25 protein-coding genes and 1 pseudogene are annotated in these 26,308 nt (G+C 37.0%); 12 read left to right on the forward strand and 14 right to left on the reverse strand.

What is annotated here, in order from left to right; genetic code table 11:
- Positions 1-5: 5 nt before the first annotated feature.
- From PR834_RS16860 to PR834_RS16905, 10 genes are all read right to left on the reverse strand, one after another.
- Positions 6-662, reverse strand: a complete 657-nt coding sequence (locus tag PR834_RS16860) for an EscR/YscR/HrcR family type III secretion system export apparatus protein (RefSeq protein WP_172412213.1) — start codon at positions 660-662, stop codon at positions 6-8.
- A 10-nt stretch (positions 663-672) separates the two neighbouring features.
- On the reverse strand, positions 673-1,605 hold the full coding sequence (locus PR834_RS16865) for a FliM/FliN family flagellar motor switch protein (protein ID WP_110592719.1): 933 nt from the start codon (positions 1,603-1,605) through the stop codon (positions 673-675).
- A 2-nt stretch (positions 1,606-1,607) separates the two neighbouring features.
- Positions 1,608-3,434, reverse strand: a complete 1,827-nt coding sequence (locus PR834_RS16870) for a SpaN/EivJ family type III secretion system needle length determinant (protein ID WP_272536799.1) — start codon at positions 3,432-3,434, stop codon at positions 1,608-1,610.
- Positions 3,406-3,861, reverse strand: a complete 456-nt coding sequence (locus PR834_RS16875; protein ID WP_047756416.1) for a hypothetical protein — start codon at positions 3,859-3,861, stop codon at positions 3,406-3,408. Before PR834_RS16875 ends, PR834_RS16870 begins: the two co-directional genes overlap by 29 nt.
- On the reverse strand, positions 3,861-5,153 hold the full coding sequence (sctN, locus tag PR834_RS16880) for a type III secretion system ATPase SctN (RefSeq protein WP_110592721.1): 1,293 nt from the start codon (positions 5,151-5,153) through the stop codon (positions 3,861-3,863). The genes PR834_RS16875 and sctN overlap by 1 nt, the downstream gene beginning before the upstream one ends.
- Before the next feature lie 6 nt (positions 5,154-5,159).
- On the reverse strand, positions 5,160-5,564 hold the full coding sequence (locus tag PR834_RS16885; RefSeq protein WP_110592722.1) for a type III secretion system protein: 405 nt from the start codon (positions 5,562-5,564) through the stop codon (positions 5,160-5,162).
- Between the two features lie 95 nt (positions 5,565-5,659).
- Entirely contained in the window at positions 5,660-7,726 is a 2,067-nt protein-coding gene (locus tag PR834_RS16890) for an EscV/YscV/HrcV family type III secretion system export apparatus protein (RefSeq protein WP_196724716.1), read from the reverse strand.
- Between the two features lie 21 nt (positions 7,727-7,747).
- On the reverse strand, positions 7,748-8,848 hold the full coding sequence (gene sctW, locus PR834_RS16895; RefSeq protein WP_110592724.1) for a type III secretion system gatekeeper subunit SctW: 1,101 nt from the start codon (positions 8,846-8,848) through the stop codon (positions 7,748-7,750).
- A complete protein-coding gene (sctC, locus tag PR834_RS16900; RefSeq protein WP_272525056.1) occupies positions 8,839-10,542 on the reverse strand; it encodes a type III secretion system outer membrane ring subunit SctC in 1,704 nt (567 codons plus the stop codon). The genes sctW and sctC overlap by 10 nt, the downstream gene beginning before the upstream one ends.
- Entirely contained in the window at positions 10,532-11,311 is a 780-nt protein-coding gene (locus tag PR834_RS16905) for a helix-turn-helix domain-containing protein (protein ID WP_112308009.1), read from the reverse strand. The genes sctC and PR834_RS16905 overlap by 11 nt, the downstream gene beginning before the upstream one ends.
- A gap of 227 nt (positions 11,312-11,538) precedes the next feature.
- Here PR834_RS16905 and PR834_RS16910 point away from each other — a divergent pair, with 227 nt between their 5' ends.
- From PR834_RS16910 to PR834_RS16950, 9 genes are all read left to right on the forward strand, one after another.
- The gene (locus PR834_RS16910; RefSeq protein WP_272525058.1) at positions 11,539-12,747 is read left to right on the forward strand and encodes a PrgH/EprH family type III secretion apparatus protein; all 1,209 of its coding nucleotides are present in this window, start codon (positions 11,539-11,541) and stop codon (positions 12,745-12,747) included.
- 46 nt (positions 12,748-12,793) lie between these two features.
- Positions 12,794-13,120, forward strand: a complete 327-nt coding sequence (locus PR834_RS16915) for an EscF/YscF/HrpA family type III secretion system needle major subunit (protein WP_272525059.1) — start codon at positions 12,794-12,796, stop codon at positions 13,118-13,120.
- Between the two features lie 53 nt (positions 13,121-13,173).
- Positions 13,174-13,470: a type III secretion system inner rod subunit SctI gene (gene sctI, locus PR834_RS16920; RefSeq protein ID WP_153673293.1), complete on the forward strand. Its 297-nt coding sequence runs from the start codon at positions 13,174-13,176 to the stop codon at positions 13,468-13,470.
- A 3-nt stretch (positions 13,471-13,473) separates the two neighbouring features.
- Complete coding sequence (sctJ, locus tag PR834_RS16925; protein WP_094960872.1) at positions 13,474-14,223, forward strand: type III secretion system inner membrane ring lipoprotein SctJ; 750 nt, start codon at positions 13,474-13,476, stop codon at positions 14,221-14,223.
- Positions 14,207-14,764, forward strand: coding sequence for a hypothetical protein (locus tag PR834_RS16930; protein WP_110592728.1), 558 nt, complete (start codon positions 14,207-14,209; stop codon positions 14,762-14,764). The genes sctJ and PR834_RS16930 overlap by 17 nt, the downstream gene beginning before the upstream one ends.
- On the forward strand, positions 14,736-15,386 hold the full coding sequence (locus tag PR834_RS16935) for a hypothetical protein (protein WP_196724713.1): 651 nt from the start codon (positions 14,736-14,738) through the stop codon (positions 15,384-15,386). The genes PR834_RS16930 and PR834_RS16935 overlap by 29 nt, the downstream gene beginning before the upstream one ends.
- On the forward strand, positions 15,376-15,855 hold the full coding sequence (locus PR834_RS16940; protein WP_110592730.1) for a hypothetical protein: 480 nt from the start codon (positions 15,376-15,378) through the stop codon (positions 15,853-15,855). The genes PR834_RS16935 and PR834_RS16940 overlap by 11 nt, the downstream gene beginning before the upstream one ends.
- Before the next feature lie 318 nt (positions 15,856-16,173).
- A complete protein-coding gene (locus PR834_RS16945; protein WP_036958633.1) occupies positions 16,174-16,602 on the forward strand; it encodes a winged helix-turn-helix domain-containing protein in 429 nt (142 codons plus the stop codon).
- A 26-nt stretch (positions 16,603-16,628) separates the two neighbouring features.
- Complete coding sequence (locus PR834_RS16950) at positions 16,629-17,075, forward strand: YbaY family lipoprotein (protein WP_004263072.1); 447 nt, start codon at positions 16,629-16,631, stop codon at positions 17,073-17,075.
- A 117-nt stretch (positions 17,076-17,192) separates the two neighbouring features.
- Here the strand turns inward: PR834_RS16950 and PR834_RS16955 are convergent, their stop codons facing one another.
- Positions 17,193-17,654, reverse strand: coding sequence for a MarR family winged helix-turn-helix transcriptional regulator (locus PR834_RS16955; RefSeq protein WP_196724711.1), 462 nt, complete (start codon positions 17,652-17,654; stop codon positions 17,193-17,195).
- A gap of 108 nt (positions 17,655-17,762) precedes the next feature.
- On the opposite strand from PR834_RS16955, the gene PR834_RS16960 reads away from it, so the two are divergent.
- The gene (locus PR834_RS16960; protein WP_112308014.1) at positions 17,763-19,583 is read left to right on the forward strand and encodes an FUSC family protein; all 1,821 of its coding nucleotides are present in this window, start codon (positions 17,763-17,765) and stop codon (positions 19,581-19,583) included.
- 50 nt (positions 19,584-19,633) lie between these two features.
- Here PR834_RS16960 and norR read toward each other — a convergent pair whose 3' ends face one another.
- Positions 19,634-21,148, reverse strand: coding sequence for a nitric oxide reductase transcriptional regulator NorR (gene norR, locus PR834_RS16965; RefSeq protein WP_272536800.1), 1,515 nt, complete (start codon positions 21,146-21,148; stop codon positions 19,634-19,636).
- A 181-nt stretch (positions 21,149-21,329) separates the two neighbouring features.
- Here norR and norV point away from each other — a divergent pair.
- Positions 21,330-22,523: pseudogene (gene norV / locus PR834_RS16970) on the forward strand (anaerobic nitric oxide reductase flavorubredoxin); the annotation flags it as partial.
- A 62-nt stretch (positions 22,524-22,585) separates the two neighbouring features.
- Positions 22,586-23,248, forward strand: a complete 663-nt coding sequence (gene ytfE, locus PR834_RS16975) for an iron-sulfur cluster repair protein YtfE (RefSeq protein WP_180312277.1) — start codon at positions 22,586-22,588, stop codon at positions 23,246-23,248.
- A 71-nt stretch (positions 23,249-23,319) separates the two neighbouring features.
- On the opposite strand, the gene PR834_RS16980 is transcribed toward ytfE, so the two are convergent.
- Together PR834_RS16980 and PR834_RS16985 are read right to left on the reverse strand one after the other, a co-directional pair.
- On the reverse strand, positions 23,320-24,690 hold the full coding sequence (locus tag PR834_RS16980) for a class-II fumarase/aspartase family protein (RefSeq protein ID WP_004263087.1): 1,371 nt from the start codon (positions 24,688-24,690) through the stop codon (positions 23,320-23,322).
- Positions 24,691-24,704: 14 nt separating this feature from the next.
- Positions 24,705-26,261, reverse strand: a complete 1,557-nt coding sequence (locus PR834_RS16985; RefSeq protein ID WP_004263090.1) for a PTS transporter subunit EIIC — start codon at positions 26,259-26,261, stop codon at positions 24,705-24,707.
- Positions 26,262-26,308 lie beyond the last annotated feature (47 nt).

The following is a 26,308-nucleotide window of genomic DNA, read 5'->3' on the forward strand; positions in this document are numbered from 1 at the left end:
TCGCTTTAATGCTGTGCTAATTCAATGTATTGCATCACTAACCCCTTAGAAATCAGTGACCAGCCATCAATTGCAACAAATAGAATTAATTTAACTGGAATCGAAATTGTTACTGGGCTCATCATCATCATACCCAGTGCCAATAAAATGCTGGAAATAACTAAATCAACTACAACAAAAGGTAAATAGATATAAAAACCAATTTCAAAAGCTGATTTTATTTCACTTAATGCATAAGCAGGTAATAAAGAAAATAATGTAGCTTCGCCTTCATCAGCGGTCACTTCTTCTTCACTTCGACCTTGTTGTATTGACTCAAAGAACGTCACTAGTTGTGGATCTGAATATTTTTTCAAATACGCTTTATATCCCCCCAGCCCATTTTCAACAAAACTATCGATTGATTCGGCATTACTAAAATCAACCTGTTCTTGTCGCATATGATTATTCACATCCTGTAAAACTGGCATCATAACGAAAATAGAAAGTAACAATGCAATACCATTTAATACCATGGTAGAAGGAACTTGTTGAACGCCCATCGCGTTGCGTACCATAATTAATACAATAGATATTTTTAAATAGCAGGTGCCTGCAGCAATAACAAATGGCAATAATGTCGAGAATGCGATAATCGCTAATAATGGGATCCCATCAGGTATCGTTGGCATATTAAACTCTTTTATCACCCAAACTGACAACATGTGTGATTTCCAAACCTAATTCATCACTATTGCCAATATAAATAAGCTCCCCTTCTGCAATAAGTTGCTTATTAGCATAGACTTTAACTTCACGTTCTTTATTTTCACCAATAGAATAAATATAACCGGGCTCCATTTTTGAAAGCTCATCGACCGTAATATCACTATGACCTAAAACAAAGGTTAATTTAATATTCATTTCTTTTATATTAAAGGGGCGTACAATTTCTTGCATTTCATCTTCTTCAGGAAATACGAATTCCTCTTCACTCTCTGGCGCCACTAATTCTTCAATCATAAGTAGTCCTTCATCTTGCTTTTGAAATCGAGCTAATACCTGTCCTGCCACAGACATATTTAACTGTAATTGTTGGATACTCAGCACATCACGTAATTCTATAGTTTGCAAAAGTTTGGCACTAATATAGCTATACCCTAATATCCAATCCGCTCGCAGTTTTAAATGGTCGAATATCTGATTAGTTCCCTGCTTTTTTTCGAGGCTTTCTATTGGTTCTGCTAATAATACTTCCCCGAGGCTAGCTTCTTTAACAATTAGCCATGGCTGGTAATTAATACGCATATCATCAACTATCTCGACAGATTCACAACGGAAATTCTGGGAGAAAAATGTAATTCCAATATATTCAGAAGCAAACAATTCACATAGCTGGCTGTTTGATAATGAACTCCATGCATAATGAACCAGTTCAGGCCAACGATAATGACACCAACTTTCAACAACAACGAATGCATTTATTTTCTGTGTTTCACTCACTAGTGATAATTGAAAATAACCAATACTGCGGTTAGCTAGCTTTATTTGTGGATTAACTAAATAATATTGCTGCCAAATTTTAAGTTGTTTTTCTTGAGAGCTGATCCGTCGAATCTTCAACATAATTAATCTTCTTCTTGCTGTTGGTCATGCTGCTGTCGGTTTCGATGCTGCTGACGTTCATCTTCACGTCGAATATGCACACTCGTTTCATGAGCCAATAAATGCTTATTCTCATTTAATGCCAATTGAACTTCTGGACTCGCTGTTGAGGCAACGAACTCTCCTTTAGAGGCCAATTCAAACGTCACTGATGGGCTACTTTGCCACTGGTTAAAGGTATAAGTGAAACTACGTTCTGCAGTTTTCGGCTGTTGGTTTTCACCTAAAAATGGGGGGATTTCCACTAGCTCTGGCATTTTGTGCATCTCTGGCTTTTGCTGTGTGGCTTGTAGTGGCACAGACACCCGCATAACCTCATTCGCAGTCGTTGCTATCATATTGCTAGGTGGGCTCATATCTTCTGCAGGTGAGATTTGTGCAGAAATTGTCGTCTCTTGCACTTTATCAGGGAGATTATTTGTCTCATTTTCAGATAATAAAATACTTTTATTATCATATAGATAAGAAGTTCTCAGTGAGGTAACTGGCTGTGTAGGTGGCTCATTTTTTGTAAAAGCAAGTTCAAGCTGCCCAACAACATGATGATGGATGTTCTCTTTAATACCTTGATAGGTGTTCTCTTTAATACCTTGATAGGTGTTCTCTTTAATACCTTGATAGGTGCTCTCTTTAATACCTTGATGAGTGTTCTCTTTAATGCCTTGATAGGTGCTCTCTTTAATACCTTGATGAGTGTTCTCTTTAATACCTTGATGAGTGTTCTCTTTAATACCTTGATGGGTGCCCTGTTGGTCATGCAAATGATGGGTAGCTAACTGCATTCCCAGAAGAGAAGGGGGATTTCTTAGTGAGTCATCTTTTGCTGGGTTATTTTTTCGTGGATATGTATTTAACAAAATGGTATCGAGTGAATCAATTTGTCGAATATTAACTGGCTTGGATTGTTCTCCAACTATTTTCCTTTGGATAGCGGGCTCAAGCTCTACTTTGACTGAAGATCTAATATACTGTTTCCCCGTTTTAACCTCTGGTTTCAACTCTTTTGATGTCGGTTCTAAAGTACTCCTAAGCGCCAAATTTGCCAGTGGACTTTCCATATTGAGCTGATTCTTCTCACTTAATTGCGGTTTATTTTCCCCGTATGGAACTGAATTATCGTTAGCTTTTCCCCTTACTCGCTGTGGGATATTCGGTAATGGAAAGCTAGCCATCATAGAGTTGAACAACGGGATCTCATCTTCGTCAGCAATATTTTGTTCAACGTGAATATCCGGACTCTCTGACAGATTATTATCAATTAATTCAGGGACGGTTTCGACTTTCCCAGTAGTCGTCAAATCAGCCAATAGATTCATATCTGGCTGATTATCCACCATCAATTTATTTGTAATATTGACCTGATGAGTCTTTGGTAAGTTATCCTGAAAATGATGAACAACAGGTATACAACTTTCCGTAAATATATAATTATTTATTAGCGGCTCAATCGCTTTGGCCTTTAATTCTTTATTTTCCCCGGCTATTTGGATACCTTCACCAATATATACATTTTCTTTCCATGTAATAAACCCCTTCGCTAAGTCGCTCAATTGCGATATTTTTTGCATAAAAGGAAGGGATACGGATAGAAAAGCAGATATATCCTTTGGCTGACTTTTATTTTTATGGCCGAATAGATGCATCATATTTTTGTCATTCACTACTTTTGCCATTTTTGGAGTTATATTTTGGTGGCTAAATTCAGTGGTGTTATATGTTGATGATATTGCTTCTCTGTCGATAGCTACACAGGGTACTTTTTCATTTGAGCTCGTTTTTATTGCTGACATGTACGAATAACTCCTCAATTTCATTTTGTTGCTGCAGCTCTGATTTTAACCTTCTGGCTATACGTTGTTGCTTGAGATAATTTCTGAATTTCTCGCACTTATTACGTAATATGAATATTCGTTTAGCAATTTCAGACTGTAGTATTTTATTTTTTGATATTTCGGCTGCTAGAGTTTCTATTTGAAATTCAAGTTGAGCTATTTCCGCTAGAACCGCTGCCTTTAATCGCTGCCTTTCCCAAAAAGCAGTTCGGCTTAATTCTTCTGATTTTTCATAAGATGCAGTTTGTGTTGATAGAACTAAAATACGCTGGCGAATATCCCTGCATTGCTGTTGCTGTTGCTTTATTATTGAATTTAATTGCGATTGTTCTTGTAATGTCCGGTCAAAACGTCTCTCCGTTAAAGCCAACAAGTTAGAAATCATTAAGATGCCAATTCATTGAGATTGCTTAATATATTGTCGAAACTCATTGGCTCATCCATGGCTTGTTTTAAGAAAGCTTCAATTTGCTCTTTTTTATCTAAAGCTCGATCATTTTCATGGCTTTCACCACGTTGATATTCACCGAGTTCAAGGTAAAGCTGAATTTGTTCAAGCCTTGAGATCATGTCACGTAGATCAATTGCGCACCGGCGATGCTCTGGAGTCGTTACCTTTTGGAATACGCGGCTAATACTGTGTAAGATATCAATCGCTGGGTAATGCCCACGTCCCGCTAATTTGTGGCTTAAATAAATATGACCATCTAGAATGGAGCGAATCTCATCACCAATCGGGTCAGCCTCTTCTTCACTTTCTAATAACACCGTATAAAAAGCAGTAATCGAGCCATGCTTTAGTTGCCCTGGACGCTCCAACAACATAGGAAGCTGTTCAAAAACAGAGGCAGGATAACCGCGTCTAGCCGGCAGTTCTCCGGTAGCTAAAGCCACATCTCGCAACGCTCTCGCATATCGGGTCATGGAATCAACGTACAGCAATACATTACGACCACAGTCACGAAAATATTCAGCAATCGTAGTCGCAAGCAACGCAGCATTACACCGCTCAATCGGTGGGCTGTCTGAAGTTGCATAAATTAATATCGTCTGTGCCGCATGAGGCGACTCTTTCAACTCCTCAATAAATTCAATAACTTCTCGGCCTCGCTCACCAATTAAAGCAACGACATGAATATCCGCATGAGCGTGGTTGATGATCATGTTCATTAATGAAGTTTTACCACTACCTGCGGCGGCAAAAATACCAATACGCTGCCCTAAGCCACATGTTAGTAGGCTATCAATTGCACGTACCCCTGTGACCATCGGCTCAGAAACCGGCCGCCTTTGTGTCACGCTCACCGGAGGGCTATCAATACGTAATAATTTTGTATTGAGCAACATTGGCTCAGCAAGGTCTTCACTCAACGCACCAACTTGTTCTCCTGCCGCATTAAAAATTTTACCCGCTAAATATTCGCCAACTTCAAATACAAATGGGTAGCCACTCGGGCGAATAACCACTTCTCGCGTTAAACCTTGTGTGCGACCTATTAAACTCAATACCGTGAGCCCTTCTTTAAAACCAACAACCTGCGCTTTCGCAATAATGTCGGGCTGCATAAGAGAACGCTCAATAAAACAAATTTCACCAATAAAAACACCGTGTAAAGGCGCTTCTATTAGGCATCCATGAATGCGCGCAGGATGCGCGCAGAAATCAAATAACTTCATAATGAATTACGATAGCTGAGCGCTAAGCTCATTTGCACGCTCAAAGAACTCTTCAAAACTATCTGCAAATAATTGCATATCATTTAACGCTGATTCTTTTAAAACTGCAGAAAGAACATAGGCATTATCCACAAGATTCAATGCCGGTTGCCCCGGATAAAAATTATTTGGCGGGTATTCTAATAATGATTTCAATAAAGTAGCACTAACTAAATCTAAATGACTGTAATTGCAATCTACTAATTGACACCAAATAATAATATCATCCGTTGATAAATCGATATTAATCGCAGAGAACTCATTCATTTCTAATTGGACATTAGAGTGGCAATCCAGCTGAGAGTTAACTAGGTCACTACGTCCCATAGAATTTAAATACTCATTTAACACTTCTATAAATCTATATTTCATTGATACTCCTCATATTTTAAATATATTTTAATCATCCAATATTTTTAGTTATATTGAATTCAGTCGCTTTATTTGTTAATAAAGCCAATTTTTGACTATATGGTTTTAACTACATTAACCTTCACCATTTCAGAAACTTCATTAAAAGAAAGCACTTCTAATTCTGGGAAGCGGCCTTCTAAGATTTTTTTGACAAAACGACGAATATCAACCGGTACTAAAACATTCACATCCCTAACTGACAAATAACTATTTTCTAAAGCAAATTCCGCAGCCTGTATCAATTCATTGGTTTTTTCAGGTTCAAGATGTAAGTACACTCCACCGGAAGCCTGCCTAATCCCTTGACGTATCGTGTCTTCTAGCCCTGAGTTAATCATGAGGACATTCAAACGCCCATCCACAGAGAAACAGGATGAAATATAACGTGCCATTGAGCTTCTTACGTGCTCAACTAACATTAAACTATCTTTTTCTTTTGGTACCCACTGCACTAAGGTTTCAATAATTAGTTTCATATTACGAACTGAAATTTTTTCCATTAATAAACGTTGAAAAACTTCAGTAACTTTTTGTACTGTCGTATGTCGATAACACTCCTTTAATAATTCAGGGTATTTACTTTCAAGGTCATCAAGTAAGTTTTTCGTTTCTTGAATACCAAAAAATTCATTAATAAATCTCAGTAGCAAAGTACTGGCACAATCAATCGCTTCTGTTACATCATCACGAACCATTAAACCGAGTTGTTCAATATTAGATAGATCATTTTTTTCAAACCACGTGCTCACTGAACCGTATTCATCCGTAAACTTTGTCAATGCCATACCTAGATATTCAGGTTCATCATTAACAGTCAGTAAGCGATACCCATGAAAATAGATATCATATTCCCCTGCTTTAATTTCATTAATGAGTATCACCATTTTATTTTCAGGAATAATCGGTGAGTAGTTGACAGCAATATCTGGGATCCTATATCCGTATCGAATAAAAATATCTTTTTTCATTCTAGACAAAAATCTATTATCTTCTAAATGTTCTTTATATTTTTGGTTAACAGATATGATAATCGGTAATGTTTCTGGAATATATTCTTCTTCAATATCACTGATTTCTCTTTGTGTTTCACCTTCCGTTACATCTGAATTAATCGTTTCTGCTTCACCTTTAACTATTTTTTGCTTGTTTTTTTGTTTTTTAAAATATCGGAAAGCAAATAGTCCAATAAGAAGCCCTGATAACAGTAAAAATATAATCGTTGGAAAACCAGGTAAAAAACCCATTGAAAGTACAACTAATGCTGTAATTAAAATCGTAAAGTCATTTGCAAATAACTCCGAAACAATGTTTTCACCTAAGTTTTTATCATTACCGCCTACTCGAGTGACAATAAAACCCGCACTGATAGAAATGAGTAGTGCAGGGATTTGAGCAACTAAACCATCACCAATCGTTAATAAAGAAAACGTATTTAATGCAGTTGAAACATCCATTCCCTGTTGAGCTGTGCCAACAGATATTCCGCCAATTAAGTTAACAAAAATGATGACAATACCCGCTATCGCATCCCCTTTAATAAATTTCATCGCGCCATCAAAAGACCCAAATAATTGGCTCTCTTTTTCAAGGTCGCCACGCTTCTCTTTAACTGTCGCCTCATCAATCACACCTGCACGTAGATCAGCATCGATACTCATTTGTTTGCCCGGCATCGCATCAAGGGAAAAGCGTGCAGCCACTTCAGCAATACGTTCAGAACCTTTAGTGATAACAATAAACTGTACAATGGTAACTATCGCAAATACCACCATACCAACAACTAAGTTATCTTGAATAACAAATTCACCAAACGTTGCGATAATATCCCCTGCATCTGCTTCTAATAAAATTAGACGACTAGTACTAATTGATAAAGCAAGTCGAAATAACGTACTAATTAGCAAGATAGATGGAAATGACTGAAAATTAAGTACCCGAGTAATATAAAAAGAACTCATAAAAATAAGTACTGAGATCATAATATTTAAGCCGATCAATAAATCGACCAATATTGTGGGTAATGGAATAATCAACATCGCAATAACCATAACCATGATAACTAATACCATTAGCTCTGGGCGATTACGGATTTGTAATAAAAATCCGGTTATATTTTTCATGAAATTACTTTTCCTATCAAACTACGAATGTCGGTGTAAAAACGGCTCTTTCACCATAACTTGGTCCATGAGTTTCTTTAATTGATCAATGAGTTCCTCTCGTGCTTCCAATGAAGGAAATACAGCAACTGGAATGATAGAAAACGCCAGTAAGAGTAATTGTAAAAATTGGCCTCGAATATCGGAGCTCATTATGTTCAATATGTTATTAATAAAAGTGATGACCACTTCTTCAAAGCCAACGTGATTACGTATCCCTCGGGTAAATAATTGGCTTAACTCTTTTTCAAGCTTTGATTGATTTGATTTTCCATTGTGGCGAAAAAACCCGGATTGAAAGAATTGCTGACAAAATACATAGTCTAATGATTGCAATTCTCGGAGCCGGCCAACACGGCTAAAAAAACTACCGAACGCAGTGATATTTAGATCGCCTAATGGCAACGCCTGTAAATCACAAGCAAGCGCCCGACCAAGATAACGCATCATATTTTCACGCTCTTGGATTTCCATTTCCTCAACCCATTGCTCATATAAATAAACAATCGGCCCGTCATAACTAATAAATTCACGATATAATGTACGTAAATTCCCAGCACTGAAATGTAATTTTTTTGCAAATGCCTTTGCAATGAGTGCAACATTAATGCCTGCTTGAGCGCTCCGTTCAGTGTCTTCTGCTTGCAGTAATTCCGCTAAAGCTTCAAGGTTATCAATTTGTTCTTTTTTTAATTTTTTTCGATTAAGTAATGCTGCAAGAAGCATTAATAAGTCACTAGGATCAGTAAAAAATTGCAATAAAAATTCTCGTAACTGTTTCGGGGTCATTAACTGCTTATTAAGTAACCCTTCTATATGTAACACTTTGTCATCCGCATCTTTATCTAAAATGCGTTCAGAAAATTGCAACCAGTCTTCTTCGCTGCCCTTTTTAGAACTTCCTCGGCGCACATGACTTGCCGCTAGCATCGACATCGATGCATATTCACTAGAGCTATCAATGACACCTGCGCCACGAGCAACTTCATCGGAGTCGTCACTACTGCTACTCACTGGTGCACGACTTTTGTTTTGAGTATTAACCGAAAAGCGGGTATTAAAGCTCAGTGGTGTTATTGCCATGACTCACTCATGTATTGTTGAAGAAATTGAACCGTACCGTGTAACTGACTGTCATGGTTGGTAATCCGCGTTTTTTCGGAAAATTGTCGCCCATCCCAACCTTCATTTTCATCCAATAAACGCGGTTGGATTAAAAATAAACGCACCATCTTTTGCTGATTCGTAGATGAATGGCTAAATAACCCTCCCACATAAGGAAGATCGCCTAAAAAAGGAATTTTGCTTTCATTTTCAACATATTGTTCACGCGTATAACCACCAATAAGTAAACTACTGTCTTTTGCAATACGCGCAACGGTGTTAATACTGGTTCGATTAACGGCTGGTAGCCCTTCTACGCTGGATGTTTTACCCATGCTATCGCGGTTTTCTGCACCATCTTCAATATTGACTTCCATTTCAACGTTATTACCTGCGGAAATACGCGGCATCACACTCACCATGGTGCCATATGTGACTTGCTCAAGAGTCGCAATACGTTCACCTTGTAATTTGGCGTAAAAACTAGTGTTGTTATCAAATAAAGCAGGAATGTTTTCTTGGGTTAATAGCACTGGCCGAGAAACTATGTGCCCATTACCCGTCTTATTCAATGCATCAATCTGTAATAGAAATTGCTGGCTGTTCGATAATGTACTGCGATTAAAAGATACTGAGCCCGTTCCCGTATTAAATGTGCCAACTTCCCAATTGACACCTAAATTATCTAATTCAGAACGAGTAATATCGATAATCCATAATGACAGCTCCACTTGGCGACGACGCATATCCAATGTATTCACAAGTTGACGAACATAACGAATTTGCTCTTGGCTGCCTTTAACAATCAAACTATTACTGTCAGGATGCGCCACTAGAGAAAAAGCACTGTTAGAAGGCTTTCTTGTTACCAACTGGGGCTTACTCGTAGAAGATGATGAGTCCCCAATAGGCGCATCCATTAATTCATCGATTGAGTCTCCTGTTGAGTTAATCGCTACAGATGGAGGCTGAATAATTAATGTTTCATCGCTTGTAGCACCGTTTTGAAATAAGTTATTAATGACATTCAGCAAACCAGGGATTGTGATATTTTGTCCGCGTAATGAATAACTTCTATCTGTTACTGAGGCATGTTTTAACGGAATAACCGCAACTTCACCGCTGGATAATTCCTCTTTCCTAATTTGCTCTGCAAGGTATAAAGAAGCCGCTTTAATTAATTCAATATATAGAGGCGGGCCAGAGACAAATAATAGTCTTTCCCCCTCTTGTGAACGTACCGGGAAACGTGAATCATAGATGCCATTTCGTTGAATATAATTAAGCAACTGGTTACTACTGACGTTATTCGTTGGAATAATTGCGCTGCGCATTTCACTATTATCATAAACATAAATACTTGCACCATCGTCATACCACACTAGCGCAATTCGTCGAGATAATGCTTTAAACATTTCATCTGCATGGGCCAAATTAAAATTACCGGTTACTTTTTTTTGAGCAGCTAATTTACTGAGAATAATTGGTTTATTTAGACGCTCTGCGACCGCATCAAACACCTTACCCACCGCAATATTATTTGCAACGAATGTATCGTGGTTTTTTGACTGCGTAACGGGCTCTGCAACAATAATTTCTGCTTGCGCCGAATAAAAACTCATACTCAGTAAAAAGAGTGTTAACCCAAACACTCGATTTTTTTTACTGCTCATATAGTGTTGCTCCAATATGCCTAATTTCTGATGGCGTTAGGCCTAACTCTTTTTTAATATCATTAGTAAAATGAGATGCTGAACAATAACCCGCTTCCAGACCTACATCTAATATTGAATCATCACTTTCAATTAGCTGTAGAATGGCATTAGCCATACGCACACTCATAATTTTTCGTTTTGCCGTTTTATTAAAGTTTTCTCGATAAAGCTGCCTAAAATAAGAAGCTGATATACCATAACGTGCACATAGCTGATTAATATTGGCATTCTTATCATCTTGAGCGGAAGTAAGAATAAATCGCATCATACCGTAGGCTTCATATCGCCTTAATATTTCACACCAGCTATCAAATATAGGATGATTTCTAATGATTAAATCAATCACTACATTTTTAATCGAAACGGTTGGTGGAAACTCTTCAGGTAATACAATAAATTCGTCTTGACTCTTTTCATCAACCTTTAGTTTCTCTTTTTTAGCGAGAAATGCTTGCCTTGTCGCGGTGTCAATAACTGCTAAAATTTCAACTAATTCTGATAAATCCATTGAATATAAATTCCAGTTTGATTTATCTATCAACTCCCATTCATTTTCTTGGCAAATAAATATAGCCTGAATTTCTATCGAAATATTTAAATTTGAATATAGAGATCTATAAGAAAAAGGCGTTGCATTCTTATTAGGTATAGCCAAGACCAATTTATCCTGCAAAGAAAAGCAACAGCCCCTACTTTCTAATAATATAGCAATATCTTTTTTTGACATGATATAAGCCTTATTAAAGTAACTTGGTGTATACAGAATGAGCGATAGATGAAAAATCCTCAAGGGAATACTCTGGAATCCTTCACACTTTCCATTCCAAATTAAAAGTAAAAATGAATAAGAACAATTCAACTGACAGAAAAAATATTTCTTGTTTTACTTTCTGCCAATAACGAGACCCAATAAATACATAACTAAAATGAAATTAATTCCATGAGATTATTTTTATGAGTAACACAAATAGCCAAACATGCATAATAAAAATTGCTAGTGGTCCTATGACCGGCCAAGAGTTAATGGTTAATACAGATAATAATCTTATTATCATTAGTAACGGCCTAGATTACAAAACTGACATCAATGATGATGGATTTACAACTTACCAGATCCCTAGTGATGGTATTACCTGTGAGTTTTCAATTGTTACGGCAAGTCAATCTACTGAAAGTGGTTTGGCAATTAGACTAAATGATAGTGGACTAAGTACCGAAATTCCTATCGTTCTTCAGCAATTGCTTTTGGCTGATATATTTCCTATCGCAATAAAAATGCAAGATACTGATTGGCAAAGCTTCCAAACGTTTGAGGATGCATTGAGCTCGGAAGTGGAAAATCCATTACCTGCCATTCAATCTAAAGTAAAAAAGTCAACCAAGGAAAAAGCAAGTATTTTTAATAAACAAACTATGCTGGTCTTTTTCTTTACTTTATTTTCAATATTTATTGCTTACGTTATTTTTCAATATATTCCAGAACAAAGTGCTGAGAAAAAAGTAAAAACACTAGAGCGCATACTTCAAGGCAACCACGACCCTATTACTGTAACTCAAAGTGCAAATGACGAAAGCCTCATTTTAGTTAAAACCCAAAGAGATGCCGACTGGAGTATGCAACGCCTAGTCAAAGCTAAATATAATGAAAAGTTTTCAATTAAAATAATAAATAAACTCGAAAATGAAATTGAAAATAAGATTATTGACGTATTTCCAGATACATTAAAGATAGAGCTTAGTAATCCATGTAACCCAAAAATAACAGCGATAGATGACAAAACATCCATTAATGTAAACAATAAAATAGACAAAATATTATCTAGCTATTTCAGTTGTTATATTAAGAGTGATATAAAACAGGTTAACCTTGGTGAATTATTACAAAAAGCAGAGTTAGGATTAACAGAAAGTAATGTTCAATGGCGTAAAATCACTAAAGATAATAAAGTCATATTTATAATAAAAGACAGCTTAAATGACGACCAGACGGCTTCACTGATTAATTTTACAAATTTATTTTACAAACAATGGGGAGAAAATCACATTCAATTTTCTATTTCCCTTGCAAATAACAAGCTCGAAGGAAAATCATTTGTCACCAATGCAAATGGTTATATTCTATTAGGTAATAATCATTGGTTTTTTAATTCAATCAGTTTTTAACTTAACAGATATTTAATATATATAGTTTAAAATAAAGAGGAAAAAAATGGCAGATCAAAATGCAACTCTAGTTGTTATTCCCGGTTTAGAAACTAATGGCCGTTGGGGAAGCTCTAAATTAGAAACCGAGGGAACAGGTCAAAATAATCTGGGTATGATCTATCGTACCTCGGCAAGTATTAGTGCTAAAGCTACAAAATTTGGCGATGAATTAAACACCTTACTTGCTAGCACCAATTTAGAAGTCGATAACCCACTAGTGTTGGCAAAAATCACCGCTATGAGTGGTAACTATAATATGGCACGCCAATTGCAGAGTAATTTTATGAAATCCATTAAAGATACTGACCAAGCCATTATTCGTAACGTTTAATTTTAAAGAGCATTATTAATTATAATGCTCTATTTTATTTAGGATAATTATTTATGTTAGCTATTACACCACATTTACTACTCACTGCCCCAACAGAGACCACATCAGTTCTCTCACCATCTCTTCCGATTGAAGACAAGGTCAAAAAGCTATTTGCTGAATACACAGCAACCGTCAGTCAAGAACGGAAAGCCTTAACTGAGAATGTCAATAATATTGACCCAAGTAACCCAGCCCAACTACTGCAATTTCAAAATCGTGTCGGTAATTATAGCCTGACAATGAATATGATTAGCACATTGACACATAAAAGCGTCTCTGCAATTGATGCCGTCTTAAAAGCACAGTAAACCATGAATATTTTAAAGAAGTTTATCTTGATTGGATTTATTAGCTTCTTAGCGGGCTGTGATAACCAATTATTACTCAGTCAGTTAAGCCAAAGGCAAAGTAATGAAGTGTTGGCCATACTGCAAGAGCATGGTGTTGAGGCTACGCGTAAACAAGATAATAAAAACGGGGATTCTATTCGTGTTCAACCTAGTGATTTTGTTATCGCGGTAGATTTATTGCGCCAATATAACTTACCATCAAAAGAGCCAATAGAAATTATTCAAGCATTCCCTGGAGATTCTTTGGTGGCATCACCACAAGCAGAACGTACCCGTTTACTTTCTTTAATCGAACAACGGCTTGAACAATCACTGCTCACCATCCCCGACATTATTAATGCTCGAGTGCATGTCAGCTACCCATTAAATGGCAATAATCCGACCAAGCAAATACAAAATGTGTCTAGCTTAGTTACTTATTCCGGAAGTGAAGATCCTCAGATGATGATGCATAAAATTAAACTGTTTCTAACGAACAGTTTTGCTGAAGCAAATTACGATAATGTCTCAGTCGTCGTCGTCAACCGGCCACCATTACAATACCAAATTAAATCTGAACCAGAAAATACATTCAATCCAATTATAATCAGCTCAATTATCGCAGCAATTATCATTCTATTTACTATTTTACTATTACTGTGGCGCCAGCTAAGTAACAAAAAATCAGCAACTCATCTGATGGAGAAACCTGTTGATGGCAACGCTGACTAACCTACTAATTGAACAAGGAAATATTTTACTCGCGCCAGGTTGCTATTTCCATAGTGAATTTAATGGGGTCGGATATAACGACTTTCCACCTTTACTGCAACGTAAACACAATCAGCAATTGATTCATCAATACTCATTGCCTTTACCCAATGAGAAAACTCCCTTATTGCCAAAAGTATTATCTGAACATTGGGCTTTACTACCGGAGGTAGCGTTAGGCTTAGGGGTTCTGCTACACGCCGAACCACTCCCTTGGTGGGTTGAACTTTCCAAATACCGTGTATTACATACACGCTTAAGCCGCTCACTTTGGCAGTCGGAAAATCAACCCACGACGTCACCACAGGTACTAACTGCCCTTGGAGCACAACAGTTATTAATGTGTTTAGCTCCCTTTGGCACCACTTACACCCTTCGGGCAAAATATATGTTCAGTCTTGAAACTCAGCAACTTATACCGTCATCCGTAAAAACGATGCTACCTTGGAATACTATTGAAGAAACATGTCGATATGTCAGAGAAAACACCCCCAAATGTTAAACAGACGATGTCTGAAAAAGTTTTGATCAAATACCAAGCATTGAGTGCCGATAGATACCACACAATTATCACTCAACATGCTCAAAAAAAGGCGAGTGAGCTATACAAACAAGCAAAACAACAGCAAGAAGCTATCTACCAAACCGCTTATCAACAAGGCTATAACGATGGAATTAAACAATTATTAACTGATTTTATTCATGCGGTAGAAACCAGTGAAATTCAATACCAAGAAAATATCAGTCAAAGCAAAGAACAGCTGATGAAAATATTGAATGATATTTTTGGTGATAACCATCTACAAGAGACGGTTGCAACCTATTTTGAGAGGCAATGTGCAAAAACAACCAATACAACATTACACTTACCTGAAAAAATGCAAACTCGTATTACGATAGGTGGTTCTGATATGAAGTTTTCAACCACGGCTGATAATACAATTGCCTTAGAAGTCGATAATAGAATCACCTACTTTTCCCCTGTCATTGCCTCTAAAAATATTTTTCCTCATGTATTTTCTGTTCCGACACAATGCCAAATTTTAAAAATGCATAAAAATGCCTATCAAAACTTGATAACAACAATAAATTCAATACCGGAAGAACACAAATATGCAGACTAATCTACAAACTAAGGTTATCAATCCTCAATATAACGGTTCTCAAATTCATGCAGAAAATATTCAAAGTAAAATGACCTCAATATGGCAGGAGAAAAATATGGAGACCACAAATAAGTATCAATACAGCGAAAAAATAGATTTATCCCCTATAGAAAAAAATAAAGTTAACAACTTTATTGATGAGCTTAAATCAAAGGGAGATGACAAAATATTCTTCTCTCATGTATTTAAAACTATGATTGCATTGGGTAAAGATGAAAAACAAAACTTTATCGCCGGTGTTAGCCAAGCATTACAATCATCGAATGACCCAGAGCTAGTATCACTAAATAAAAAATTTAATCGTTCACTCAACCATTATATGTCTATCAGTTTGATGAGCGCCCCTCTTAGCAACCAACTTCGTCATAATATGACTAATATTAATTTAGAGGGTAGCGACGATGAGGATGATGAACTAGTAATCTAGCATTAATTGCCTCTATTACCCTCATCTTGAATTTATTATCTATCGACTAATACTTATAGGTTTAGTGTATTTTTTTAATACCCTAAGCCTATTTATTTATAAAAATATAAAAAACATAAAAAATTTAAATAAAAATTGATATATACAACCTCTGAATATCGTTTAAATTCACTTTATCAAAACACATTAGCTCAATATCAAAAAGCGATTTTATTTTTTATAACATCTTATCTAGTCTCGTTTTTTGTATTGAAATATATTCATAAATGATCAGGACAGATATAAATTATGACCGATTTACCTACAGTACAAAACCTTATGGATAACATTGACTATAATGAAAAAGAATCAATGATCCTCTTATCTGGGAATGTCGTCTATGACCCACTCAAACGCACACTTTCCCGTGAAAAAAATGTCGTTAATCTTTCCGAAAATGAATCATGTCTGCTTAAATTATTATTAATAAAAACAAATAGTAAAAGAGAAGTTATGTATGAAATTTGGGAAAAAAGAGGCACTATCGTAACTGAAAGTAGTTATTACAAGCTAGTCAGGCAATTACGACAATCCTTTAAAAAAGTCGATCTCGATGAAAATTTAATTATGACCTTACCTCGAATTGGTATTTTATATACAGGAGAGAAATCAGAAATGCCAACACTCTCAAAATATGACACAAAAAAAAGCCTTTACACCTATATACGATATTTTCTTCAGAGAATGTTTATTCGTTCATCACTATAATCAGATTTCATCAAAGAGAAAATTTAATGCTAAATATTAACCCAAATTTTTCAAAGAAATACTTTTTTTTATTATTTATACTTTTTATAACCTTCATGCTATCTGCTTGTAATAGTACTTTAATGAGTTATTTTACTCATACTCCCGCTTATAATATTAATGGTAATATTTATTCCCACTCTTATGATATTCCCGAAAATTCCACAATTACACTGTCATTGACCTCAATACAACAAAATGAAAACAACGCAAAGTCTAATCTGGATTACAGTTTAAAAACAAAAAGTGCAGGACGTAGTATCGCATTTACAGTCGCTCTTCCTGAAGAATTTCAATCCAAACGGTATACCTTAGGAATGAGTGCAAGAATTGAAAAAGATGGCGAATTAATCATGATGAGTAATAAACTAAGCCCAATACCTGAGAATATGTCTGAAGTAGTATTACTTCCTATGACCGCTATTTCGCAATAACAACGTTCATTTCGCCAAAATAAATTTAAAGAATTCTCCTCCTCTTAATGAAGAATGTCATAACCCGCTCTCAAACCAGCCCTAAATACATAACATTGCTAGGTTGGTTATTGAGCCTCACTCATTTGGTTTTTCTAATAAACTCGGAAAATCTGCCGTCGAGCTTTCAATAGCTCGTTTCGCTAAGCTTTCTAGTGCACTAAATAGCTGATCAGCCTCTTGTTCTGGCAAATCCGCCGCTAAATAATCATTCCATTTATCTAGTTTAAAATTTAACTCATTCACAATCGTTTTGCCGAGCGCTGTCAACGAAACATGATAAACCCGTTTATCGACTAAGCTATTCGTTTTAGCAACCCAGCCCTTAGCTAAAAATTTGCTCACACCTCGAGTCGTCACTGATTTATCCACAACCATCGCTTTCGTAATCTGCTCTAGGGTTGATGCATCATATTGATGAATATGTAAAATCATCAAACACTCAATTGCATTGATACCATAAGGCTCTCCCATCCATTTCATATAATGGTGAGCTGCTCGGCTAATCACTCCAAATACTCGAGCCTGTTCTGTACGCATAATCCCTCTTTAGTTGATTTTATCAACCAATTAGTTAATAATCACGCTGATTTTAGTTGATATTATCAACTAAATACTTTTTTAACACCCCAAATTTACTCATATTCTATGTCAAAAATAATAACTTTACTGAATTCATTGGGATTCAACCCAGCACGCTTTCGTTTTGCCGCCATTACCGCTTGTGCATCAATTGCTGCGCTCTTTATTGCTCAATATTTAGAGCTAGTTCACCCCCAATGGGCAGCCATGACCGTCTGGGCTTCAGCGCAACCTTGGCGCGAAAATTTACTGGAAAAAAGTTGGTGGCGTTTTGCTGGAACAGTTTGTGGTGTGCTTGCCGGTGTCGTCTTAATTCAGCTTCACCTTATTCACCCGTTACTTTTCATTATTGGGCTAGCGAGTTGGTTAGGCATTTGCAGTGGTATCGGCCAATTACAAAAGGGCTTTGTCGCTTATGGCACATTTTTAGCAGGTTACTCCGCCGTGATGGTGAGTATGTTGAGCGTTCATATTACTGATAACTTATTTATAGTCGCTTGGGATCGGCTATGGACCATTTTGGTTGGCGTGCTTTCAGCGGTAGTATTCAATTTCCTTTTTACCCCTAAGCGTGAACAAGATAATATCATTACCCTTAAAAATCAAATTGATACACTATTCTTCCAAATACTACATGACTCACTTGAGAAAAAGCACCCAATTAAGCAACACGATATCGACTATCTTTGGCAAACCATGGCTAGCTATGACGAAATTTTAGAGACTCATCGTATTGGCTGGCGTTATCACCGCAAACAAGTTGCTAAAGCGCGTCAAAAACTCATGTTTCAAAGCCAAATATTATTACACTTAGATAAATATCAATCTATTGCACCTTTTTATTTTCCTGCTCTAGAGCCAACTGAGACTCAATGGAAACATATTTTATCATTATGCCCCGCTGGAGTACTGAAAACACTATTGATCCCACTTTACTATGCTATTTTTGGTAAATCAGCGAAACACTTTGAAAAAGTGGATAAACTGAAGCTTCATCAAGATAAAATTTCAGCATGGCACGCCTTTGCTCGTTCTTTTATGACTATCGCTGCAGTTGGTTTGTTATGGTTGTGGACACAGTGGCAAGTACTGGCTTATCTTACTCTCGGTCTTTCAGTGATGTTGGCTCTATTCGCATCCCTCGATTACCCCGCTAGGTTTATGAAAAATATTTTTACTGGGCAATTGTTTGGCGCTATTACAGCGTTAATCTGCACATGGTACTTATGGCCTTTTGCCTCTTCATCATGGCAGATGACCTTTTTCATTATTCCAGTGATTATTAGTGGCGTTATCATTTTTTCCCATAACCGCCTAATTTTAATTGCTTTTGATTACATTATGGTTTCTTTAATTTTGCTCCAACCGAGCTATCCTTTTTCTCTTTCACTCCCTCAAAGTATCGGTAATGCCATTGCGATAGTTTCAGGCCCATTAGTTGCAATGGCTGCTTTCGCATGGATTTATCCAACCAACCCGACCAAGCGTTACCAGCAATTAATCTATCTCTCTGAGCAGCAATTTAAACAAGGAGTAGCGGCTCTAATTCAGGGCAATAAGCCTTCCACATCCCAATTCATGCACCGTTTATTTAGTGGATTATTGCTAGCAAAAAAAGCAAATCTTCCTCACCCTCCTATATTTGATTTTTTTATAACTCGACAAAGTATTTGGTTGTATCTACTTATTTTGCATAAGCAATTTGCGCACCACGCATCAAAGAAAAGAGCCCTTATTGCGCTTGAAAAACGCATTCAACAAAATCGCTTTGACTTAAAGAAAATTTCCACACTATTTCAGCATTTACAGCGTAACGAAAATGATAATAAAGAACTTGAACAGCTTAAGAAATATGTAAAACACTATATGGAAAAAGAATATTGCTAATAATAAAATAAGTTCTTATGAGTACCCCGACTAAAGCAGGCATTAATACTTTATTTCAGACCTAGTCGTTTAGCTAATCGATGTAAATTAGCGATATCGACAGACAATTCTCTGGCACATGCAGACCAATTATAATGGCTTTGTTCTAATACTTGTGAAATGACTTTACGCTGAAAATCATCCGTTACCTCACGTAAATTTTTAGTTAGTGGTAAGGCTTTCTGTGATGTTTCTGTAAACTCATACTTATTATTATCAAAGGTAAAATATTGAGGCTGTAAGATAATTTCATCAGTATCACTTGAAGCTCGAGCAAGAACAACGGCACGATGAATCGCATGTTCCAATTCACGTACATTACCTGGCCATGAATAATTGAGTAAATACCGTTGTAATGAAGGACTCAGTACCACACTGGATAAGCCAAAACGCTGACGATATTGTTCACAGAAGAACCCCGCTAATAAAATAATATCTTCGCCACGTTCCTTTAATGGGGGAACAAATAGCGGAAATACACTTAAACGATGAAATAAATCGGCCCTAAACCGACCTTCTAACACTTCTTCGCGTAGATCACGGTTAGTTGCCGCCAATATACGAACATTAACGCGTAAACTACGGTCATCACCAACACGTTGAATATCGCCATATTGCAATACTCGCAGTAATTTAGCCTGTAACGCTAATGAAAGCTCCCCTATTTCATCTAAAAATAAGGTACCATTATCCGCCATTTCGAATTTACCACTACGGTGGCTAATTGCCCCAGTAAAGGCACCTTTAACATGACCGAATAATTCACTTTCCGCCACACTCTCAGGCAGCGCAGCACAGTTTAAATAAATAAGAGGGTGATCTGCTCGAAGGGATTTTTCATGGATAGATTTAACGACTAGCTCTTTTCCTGTTCCCGTTTCTCCGCCGACCAGAACATTTAATTCAGACGCGGCAACAATATCAATTTCCTTTTTTAATTGTTGCATACGAAGAGATAAACCAATAATCTCGGTTTCTCCAGAAGGTTTAAATAGTATGGGTTTATTCGGTAATATATTTTGCTTTTCAAGCTGTTCAATAAGTAATGCATTATTTAGTGCTCCCGCAGCTAACGCGGCAATTAACCTCAGTGACTCATTGCTAAATGCATCGAATTGATCAGGTTCCATACCATCTAATGTTAATGCACCAATAAGATTTTGCCCCGCATACAAGGGTAAGCCGACACAAGCATGAACTTTTAGGTGTTGATGATGAGGAATTAACCCATCATATGGGTCAGGGAGCTGGCTATCAGCAGGAAAACGCACTACATCACCGGCTCTTGCAATTGCTTCTAGCCGAGGGTGCCCTGACAAAAAGAATCGACGACCTAAAACATCAGCCATTAACCCATCGATTGCTAAAGGAATAAATTGGCCTGATTCATAACGTAATAACGCACATGCATCACACCTTAATGATTGCCTTAACGTGGTAATCAAACGCTGAAATCGATCTGAATGCTCCATACCACTTTGTAATTCGATTGCAATCTTTGCCAGTGCCTCGACAGAAAAACCCATGATTCATTCCCCATTGTCAATTTGACAACAATTATAGTCATAATGACAACACTTAGCATAGTCATTTTGACTATAAACTAAAACAAATTATTTTAATTTAGTTAAAAATCAAAATGTTAAATATTGGCATGAATATTGATTATGTCTTCTTATACTCTAAAAGCTACAGGACAAAATTAATATGGCGATTCATGTAAAAAATAACATCCATTGGGTAGGTCAGCGTGATTGGGAAGTACGTGATTTTCATGGAACCGAATACAAAACATTAAAGGGAAGTAGTTATAATAGCTATTTAATCCGCGAAGAAAAAAATGTTCTTATTGATACTGTCGATCATAAATTTAGCCGTGAGTTTGTTCAAAATTTGCGCTCGCAAATTGATTTAAATGATATTGACTACATCGTCATTAACCATGCAGAAGAAGATCACGCAGGTGCATTAACCGAATTAATGAGCTTTATTCCTAATACCCCGATCTATTGCACAGCCAATGCCATTGATTCAATAAATGGTCATCACCATCATCCTGAATGGAATTTCAAAATCGTTAAAACAGGTGACACGCTCGATATAGGTAACAATAAACAATTGATTTTCATTGAGACTCCAATGCTACATTGGCCTGACAGCATGATGACTTATTTTACTGAAGATGCCGTACTTTTTAGTAATGATGCTTTCGGGCAGCACTATTGTGATGAGCGATTATTTAATGACGAAGTCGACCAAAATGAATTATTCGAACAGTGCCAGCGTTACTACGCCAATATTCTTACTCCATTTAGCCGCTTAGTGACGCCAAAAATAAATGAAATTTTAGGCTTCAATCTACCTGTCGATATGATAGCGACATCTCACGGAGTAGTATGGCGTGATAATCCAAATCAAATCATTGAATTGTATTTGAAATGGGCAGCAGATTATCAAGAAGATCGTATCACTATTTTCTACGATACCATGTCAAATAATACTCGTTTAATGGCGGATGCAATCGCTCAAGGCATCAATGAAGCCGACCCTAATGTCGCGGTTAAAATATTTAACGTTGCACGCAGTGATAAAAACGACATTATTACTCATGTTTTTCGCTCCAAAGCGGCACTGGTCGGTACCTCAACCATGAATAATGTCATGATGCCTAAAATAGCAGGTATGCTTGAAGAAATTACAGGCTTACGTTTTTTAAATAAAAAAGCCGCTGCTTTCGGTAGTTTTGGTTGGAATGGCGGCGCCGTTGACCGTGTTCAAACACGTTTGATGGATGCCGGTTTTGATACCGCATTATCTTTAAAAGCAAAATGGAAACCAGACACAAAAACATTAGATGACTGCCGTGAGTATGGGCGTAATATTGCTCGCCAATGGGCATTACCTGCATAAATTAAATAACAAAGTAGCATCAGAATTTTATGATTTTTTAAAGGATACCTCATATGCAATTTAGAGATAAAACACTCGGACAGCTCGCATTATCCATTCCTAGAGCTTCTTCTTTATTTCGCCAATATAATATGGATTACTGTTGTGGTGGCAAACAGACGCTGAATCGCAGCGCAGAAAAATTAAAGTTAGATATTGACCTATTAGAAAGCCAATTAGCTAAATTAGCCACAGAAACGTTAGAACAGGATTGGCGCAAAGCCCCACTCAGTGAGATTATCGATTTTATCATTGTTCGCTATCATGATAGGCACAGAGAACAATTACCTGAACTAATACTACAGGCACAAAAAGTTGAACGCGTTCATATAAATAAGCCAAGCGTGCCAAAAGGTTTATCAAAATACTTAGAAGCATTACTGGAAGAACTAGCTAGCCATATGATGAAAGAAGAACGCGTTTTATTCCCTATGATAAAAAACGGAATGGGCAGAAACGCAGCAGGTCCAATTAGTGTCATGGAACAAGAACATGATGATGCTAGTGATATCTTAGAAGCAATTAAAGATATTACCAATAATGTCACACCACCGCCAGAAGCCTGTACTACCTGGCGTGTGTTGTATAATGGTATCAATGAACTGATTGATGATTTAATGAATCACATTAACCTAGAAAATAACTTATTATTCCCAAGAGCACTCGCTGGCGAATAAATAAGTAAGGGGCTATCTATATAATAGACAGCCCCTTATTTAAAATAATTTTTAGTAAATACTAAAAATACCTATTTGTACTGTTGCTTAATTTCTTGCGAAACGACTAATCCACGTTTTGCTTCTTTTTCTGCAATTTCAACGGATAACCCAACATAAGATCTCGGGTCAAGCATTGCTTTAATTTCTTCATTACTGAATGCTGCTGATATCACACTATTTTTGGTCAAATTAGTATAAAAATCTTCCCCATCCGCCGCAGTTTTAATTGCTTCTTCATACAGAAGGGAGTGAGCTTTATCTTTACCTAATTTTTCCGCCATCTTCATCATGACATACTCAGTATTATCCAGCCCTTTGTTTCTCAAAACATTATGAAGCATTCTCTCTTCATGTGGCACAATCGTCCTAGAAAGCTCTTCAGTTCTTAGTAAAATTTCCGTGGTCAATTCCAAAGCTTCTTCGATTAACCCATCAAATAACATATAAGAACTACTATCACCTTCATAAGGCCTTACCGCAGAATACATACCAACACCCGGTAAAGAATATAATTTCTGTGAGTTAGCAATAATTCCCTTAGCAAGTTTTGGGTTTATTTTATGCGGCATAGTACTACTGCCCACTGTTCCTTTAGTAAAGCCTTCTGAAACCTCTGCAATTTCTTCTAACGTTGTGCTATAAACTTCTTCACCGATTTTATGACAAATATTGGCCATTAACGCTAAATTTGCCATATATTCAAGCTTATGCGTACTTAAGTTTCTGGATGGTACTTCCATGGCTTCCATACCCACCAGCTCAGCGACACGTTTTTGTACCGCCATACCAACATCAGGCATTGAGTTAAATGCACCAACAGCACCACCCATCATGATAGTGAAAACCCGTTTTTCACACTCTTTCATACGTTGGTAGCAATCAATAAAATCGCTGATCCATACCGAAACTTTATAGCCATAGGTGATAGGGATCGCATGACGTCCATGAGTTCTTCCCGGCATCACCATATGTTTGGTTCTTTCGGCCAAATCTGCTAAGTTTTCGATGATTTCACCGAGTAACAACATAAATTTATGATGTACGGTTTTCATCATATAGAGCTGTGAACTTTGCTGAATATTTTGCGTGGTAATTCCATAATGGATATATTTACCACTTTCCTCAGAGCAAGCATTCACTAAAACTTTCAAGAAAGGTACAAAGCCATGGCCTATTTTTTGGTAAATACGGCTCATTTCTTCAAAATCGATATTTTCGATAACAGCCTTTTCTTTAATTTCATCTGCCGCTGATTGTGGAATAAATCCCAGTTCCGCTTGGGCTTGGGCCAGCATGGATTCAAACATTAACCAAGTAGAATATTTTGCTTCATCAGACAATAAGTCTTTAATTCCACGGTCATCAATAGTTTTACTTTTAGAATCGTATAATGCTCTCATTTCGTATCCTTTCTTTATTTCTTCATTGCTTCATCAACAGCATTGCGAACAAACTCAACCTTTGGTCCATACACGACATGGACGTGGTTTGCCGATGGAAAGAAGAATGCGGTACATCCTGATTCCAACATTAAATCTTTATCTATTTGGTTCACTTCTCCAACATCAATACGCATACGAGTAATACAGTTATCTACGTTACGAATATTTTGTTTTCCACCTAATGCTTGGATTAAAATTTCTGCGATTTCGCCATATCGTTTTTCTTTAATTAAGGTATTTTTCAGATTACTCGATTCTTCACGACCAGGAGTTTTAATATCAAATTTAATAATTGCCCAGTAGAAAATAAAGTAAGTGACGACGGCTAAACAGCTACCGATAATAACAAGGAAGATCCAGTTAGTGTGCTCGTACAGAAGACCAAAGATAGTAAAATCAAAGACGGTTCCACGAATATAACCGATACCGACCTCAGCCAATGAAAGCAACACCGCACCGATACCGACAATAATGGCGTAAATTAAGTACAATAATGGCGCAATAAATACGAAGGTAAATTCGAGTGGCTCCGTGACGTTACCAAGCATGGCTGTTAATACCATGGTAACCAGCATGGATTTCACTTCTGCGCGGTTTTCTTTCTTCGATGTTTTGTAAATAGCAAGAGCAATTGCAGGGAATAGGAATAGTGTGACTAGCATTTGTTGCTGCGCCATAAAGCGAGTCAAACTTGGCATCATCGACCAATATTCACTATCTGGGCCTTGGTTAAATAGCACCTCAGTTAATGCAGGAACAACACCAACAAAGGTTTGTCCGTCAATAACATAAGTACCACCCGCCTCAGTAAATCTAAATAAAACGTTCCATACATGGTGTAAACCAAATGGAATAAATAAACGTTCACCACCCGCGGTAAAAAATGGCCCTACAGGACTTAAAAATACCGCAGAGAGTTTCATCAAACCTTGGACTAATACTTCCCAAATAAACGGTAATAACGCACCCACTCCAATCATTAAACCGATCATAATAATAGAAACGGATTTTTTACCAGAAAAGAAAGCAAATGCGGTTGGCAATTCAAGGTTATAGAACTTATCAGTCGCCCAAGCGGCAATCAAACCAGTAATAATCCCTCCTGCGGCACTGATATTTAAAGTTTGTATACCAAGAACTTTAATTTGCCCTACTTGCCCCATCATTGCAGGGTCTGCAAGCTTACCAGTAAGCACTAGCCAAATATTCATGGTTATGATCAGCGATAAGTAGCCGACAACCGATGCAAAGACGGCGATCCCCTTATCTCGATGGCTCATACCATAGGCCACTCCCATAGCAAACAATAGGGGAATATTATCAAAAATAACACCCGCGATTGAACGAATGCTGACAAGTAATGCATTAACCGTTTCATTTCCGAGAAAAGGAAAACGTGCAATCATATAAGTTTGCACTAATGCACCACTGATACCCAATATCATACCAATAGGTGCTAAAACACCTATTGGAAGGAGTAATGTTCTCCCAAAGCGTTGAATAGATTCACCAAACTTTTTTCTGGCCATACTGTTTCCTTATGACTTCTATTATTAGAATTAAAGGCATACTAGCT

Origin of the sequence: Providencia sp. PROV182 (genome assembly GCF_028480325.1) — a bacterium.
GTDB lineage: Bacteria > Pseudomonadota > Gammaproteobacteria > Enterobacterales > Enterobacteriaceae > Providencia > Providencia hangzhouensis.

Bases quoted from the DNA above. Each gene is read 5' to 3' on its own strand.
- PR834_RS16865 (WP_110592719.1), bottom strand. From the start codon at position 1,605: ATGTTGAAGATTCGACGGATCAGCTCTCAAGAAAAACAACTTAAAATT.
- sctC (WP_272525056.1), bottom strand. From the start codon at position 10,542: ATGAGCAGTAAAAAAAATCGAGTGTTTGGGTTAACACTCTTTTTACTG.
- PR834_RS16885 (WP_110592722.1), bottom strand. From the start codon at position 5,564: ATGAAATATAGATTTATAGAAGTGTTAAATGAGTATTTAAATTCTATG.
- PR834_RS16905 (WP_112308009.1), bottom strand. From the start codon at position 11,311: ATGTCAAAAAAAGATATTGCTATATTATTAGAAAGTAGGGGCTGTTGC.
- PR834_RS16955 (WP_196724711.1), bottom strand. From the start codon at position 17,654: ATGCGTACAGAACAGGCTCGAGTATTTGGAGTGATTAGCCGAGCAGCT.
- PR834_RS16945 (WP_036958633.1), top strand. From the start codon at position 16,174: ATGGATAACATTGACTATAATGAAAAAGAATCAATGATCCTCTTATCT.
- PR834_RS16935 (WP_196724713.1), top strand. From the start codon at position 14,736: ATGTCAGAGAAAACACCCCCAAATGTTAAACAGACGATGTCTGAAAAA.
- sctN (WP_110592721.1), bottom strand. From the start codon at position 5,153: ATGAAGTTATTTGATTTCTGCGCGCATCCTGCGCGCATTCATGGATGC.
- sctJ (WP_094960872.1), top strand. From the start codon at position 13,474: ATGAATATTTTAAAGAAGTTTATCTTGATTGGATTTATTAGCTTCTTA.
- sctI (WP_153673293.1), top strand. From the start codon at position 13,174: ATGTTAGCTATTACACCACATTTACTACTCACTGCCCCAACAGAGACC.
- PR834_RS16870 (WP_272536799.1), bottom strand. From the start codon at position 3,434: ATGTCAGCAATAAAAACGAGCTCAAATGAAAAAGTACCCTGTGTAGCT.
- PR834_RS16915 (WP_272525059.1), top strand. From the start codon at position 12,794: ATGGCAGATCAAAATGCAACTCTAGTTGTTATTCCCGGTTTAGAAACT.
- PR834_RS16910 (WP_272525058.1), top strand. From the start codon at position 11,539: ATGAGTAACACAAATAGCCAAACATGCATAATAAAAATTGCTAGTGGT.
- PR834_RS16890 (WP_196724716.1), bottom strand. From the start codon at position 7,726: ATGAAAAATATAACCGGATTTTTATTACAAATCCGTAATCGCCCAGAG.
- PR834_RS16950 (WP_004263072.1), top strand. From the start codon at position 16,629: ATGCTAAATATTAACCCAAATTTTTCAAAGAAATACTTTTTTTTATTA.
- PR834_RS16930 (WP_110592728.1), top strand. From the start codon at position 14,207: ATGGCAACGCTGACTAACCTACTAATTGAACAAGGAAATATTTTACTC.
- sctW (WP_110592724.1), bottom strand. From the start codon at position 8,848: ATGGCAATAACACCACTGAGCTTTAATACCCGCTTTTCGGTTAATACT.
- PR834_RS16985 (WP_004263090.1), bottom strand. From the start codon at position 26,261: ATGGCCAGAAAAAAGTTTGGTGAATCTATTCAACGCTTTGGGAGAACA.
- ytfE (WP_180312277.1), top strand. From the start codon at position 22,586: ATGCAATTTAGAGATAAAACACTCGGACAGCTCGCATTATCCATTCCT.
- PR834_RS16980 (WP_004263087.1), bottom strand. From the start codon at position 24,690: ATGAGAGCATTATACGATTCTAAAAGTAAAACTATTGATGACCGTGGA.
- PR834_RS16940 (WP_110592730.1), top strand. From the start codon at position 15,376: ATGCAGACTAATCTACAAACTAAGGTTATCAATCCTCAATATAACGGT.
- norR (WP_272536800.1), bottom strand. From the start codon at position 21,148: ATGGGTTTTTCTGTCGAGGCACTGGCAAAGATTGCAATCGAATTACAA.
- PR834_RS16875 (WP_047756416.1), bottom strand. From the start codon at position 3,861: ATGATTTCTAACTTGTTGGCTTTAACGGAGAGACGTTTTGACCGGACA.
- PR834_RS16960 (WP_112308014.1), top strand. From the start codon at position 17,763: ATGTCAAAAATAATAACTTTACTGAATTCATTGGGATTCAACCCAGCA.